At 52.2% G+C, this 2947-nt stretch carries 2 protein-coding genes; both read right to left on the reverse strand.

Going from position 1 to position 2947, the window contains the following annotated elements; translation table 11 throughout:
- A partial coding sequence (locus VIN66_RS15365; protein ID WP_331924795.1) for an isocitrate dehydrogenase kinase/phosphatase AceK regulatory subunit occupies positions 1–710 on the reverse strand: 710 nt, incomplete at its 3' end.
- Positions 711–951: 241 nt separating this feature from the next.
- Positions 952–2947 (reverse strand): L-glutamate gamma-semialdehyde dehydrogenase (locus VIN66_RS15370; RefSeq protein WP_331924796.1); only part of this gene is annotated, 1996 nt, incomplete at its 5' end.

A 2947-nucleotide genomic window follows, 5' to 3' on the forward strand; every position in this document is an offset into this window, starting at 1 on the left:
ATGTATAAACCGGCACCTTCACGGTGCAACAACGGAATAATAAACGGCTGCTGGCCATCCGGCGTTACCGCCCGGCCAACAATGTAAGCGGCTTTATTGCGGTAAAACACCGACTTTAAAATATCAAAGCGGATCTGGTAAACCGGGTGGCGGCCATGGCTTGACTGTGCCATAAAACTTTTAACAATCAGCCGGATATCGCGGTCCAGGTCAATAAAGGGCGTAATAAAACCAAAACCGGACAGGATATTGCGCAGTGTTTGCTTTAAGCCATCCTGCGCCGGAAAGTAGCTGTCGTACACCGAGGCCACCGGGGCGGGCAAATGGGTTTTATTTAATGTCGACTCGACAAAAATATTCTGGTTATGAAAATACTTACGTTCAAACAGCTGACAGAATACTGAGTTATAAAAGGTTTCAGCCAGTTCAGCCTGCGGATGAAATGCCAGATACTCCATATAGTGCTGCTTCACCTGCTGCCACAGCGTTTCATCCAGGCATTGTTTGGGCAGCTCTGTCGCCAGATGCGCTATCGCTTCAGTAACACGCTTATCGTAAAACGAAATACGCTCTGAGCTGTCTTGCTGAAAAGCGCGCCAGTCGGCCAGTTCAAACCGCTGTTTGGCTTTGGCGGTAATGGTCTGAAACAAGCTAAAGTGGCGGCGAAAGCCTTTTAAAATAATGTCGGCAATTTGTTTGGCCTGGCTCATAGCGTGGTGGCATCCGTTGTCGGCTAAGCAGCATTATTGGCACTGTAAACAGAAATGCGTACTAGCACCATCACCTGCGGTGTTTTTCTGTTTATAGTGCCTATCAGATAAATAAATTCTGTTATCTGCCGGTGAGGGTATCTGTTTGCCCTAAGCTAACCGTTGAAGCCCTGGACGGGCGGAAACGAGCCCCCAGGGATGGGTTCACGGCGTGTTAGCGTGGGCAAACCGGTACCAACTATCAGGCCTGCTCATCATCCTCAACCATTGTCATCAGTGAGGTATTACCGCCTGATGCAGTGGTATCAATACTGATCGTTTTCTCTGTCACCAGACGTTTGATCAGAGTGTCGTAATATTCGGCACTGATCACCGGTAAAATTGCGCCGTCCCGCTCTGCCAGTTGCTGGCTGAAGTAGCCAAGCCGCGATGAACGTGCGGCAACGACAGCCCCGGCTAAATGCGGATGTGCCAGAATCGCCTGCAGTTGTCCGGGTTTAGCAACCTGAAATACTCCCTCAGCCACGCCGGTTGCCAGAAACTTGTTTTTAAAGGCGTTGGCTTCTTCATAAAACAGCTCAGACGCAACGGTAATCACAGTATTACCCACTCCTAACGCAGTGATAATCGAAATAGCCCAGAAGTTAAACGAGGTGCTTTTATCGGCGTAGCACACCACACAGCCACGAGGCTCGATATGCAGGGTGTTCGACTCACCGGTTGGCCCGGGCAGCTCGGTGCTTTTACGCATATATTTTTCCAGCCGGTTCAGCTGGGCACGGGCATCTGCCAGCGTCAGTGCCAAATCATCTGCCAGCTCATCAATAATATCGACAGTGGCTATTTTGGCCAGTAGCTGGCGCAGCGCCGATACCCGGTCGTTCAGTGGCGTAGCGCGCCAGGTTTTTTCGTCGCGTAACGAGTTTGCCATTAACTGGGCAACCTGTTTTTCTGCGTCCGGGCTGTTGTGCCGGTTTAGCTCGTCCGGGCTTAAGTTGGTCATCTGGACGTTTTCCGGCGACGCTTTCTCTTTTACCAGCCGCAGCAGGTAGTTCGGGCCACCGGCTTTGGGGCCTGTGCCAGATAAACCGCGGCCACCAAAAGGCTGCACACCGACAATAGCGCCTATCATATTGCGGTTAACGTAGACATTGCCGGCGCGCGACATTTTAGCCAGATAATCGCAGCGCTCTTCAATGCGCGAGTGAATACCCATTGTCAGGCCGTAACCGGTGCCGTTTATCTGGTCGATAACTTTGTCCAGCTCGCTGGCTTTGTAACGGATCACATGCACGCAGGGGCCGAATACTTCACGTTTTAGCACCGATAAATCTTTGATTTCGTACAAGCGCGGGGCAAAGAAAAAGCCGTCGCTGCTTTGCTCAGGTAGCTGGCACTGATACAGCAGGGTGGCTTTATCTTGCATATCATCAGCATGCTGCTGCAGGGCTTTCAGTGCTTTACTGTCAATCACCGGGCCAACATCGGTGCTTAACAGCGAAGGATCGCCAACCTGTAGCTGAGCCAGCGCGCCTTTAAGCATGTCGATAATACCATCGGCAACATCCTGCTGAATAAACAACACCCTAAGCGCCGAGCAGCGCTGGCCGGCACTTTGAAAGCCGGAACTTATCACATCATCAATCACCTGCTCGGGCAGGGCAGTGGAGTCGACAATCATGCAGTTCTGGCCACCGGTTTCGGCGATTAGCGGCACCTGAATATCATTACGCTGCGCTAAGGTACGTGAGATTAAGCTACCGGTGTCGGTTGAGCCGGTAAACATCACGGCCTGAATACGCGGGTCTGGCAACAGGGTTTCACCGACATCAGCGCCGCGGGCCAGCACTGCCTGCACCACATGTTCGGGTAAACCGACGTTATGCATCAGCTCTATCGCACGCAGCGCAATCAGACTGGTTTGCTCGGCCGGTTTGGCGATAACGGTATTGCCGGTAACAATGGCTGCAGCTACCTGGCCGAGGAAAATCGCCAGCGGGAAATTCCACGGGCTGATACACAGCACCACGCCGCGTGGTTCAAAGCGCTCATCTTTGGCCAGCTCCTCAGCACGGGCGGCGTAGTAGCGGCAAAAGTCTACTGCTTCGCGTACTTCATCTATGCCATCCTGCGCGACTTTGCCGGCCTCTTTAATACAAATCGCCACTAATTCATCATGATGACGTTCCAGAATATCACCAATACGGCGCAGCAAATTGGCGCGCTGACTTATACTG

The organism is Rheinheimera sp., assembly GCF_036568245.1.
GTDB lineage: Bacteria > Pseudomonadota > Gammaproteobacteria > Enterobacterales > Alteromonadaceae > Alishewanella.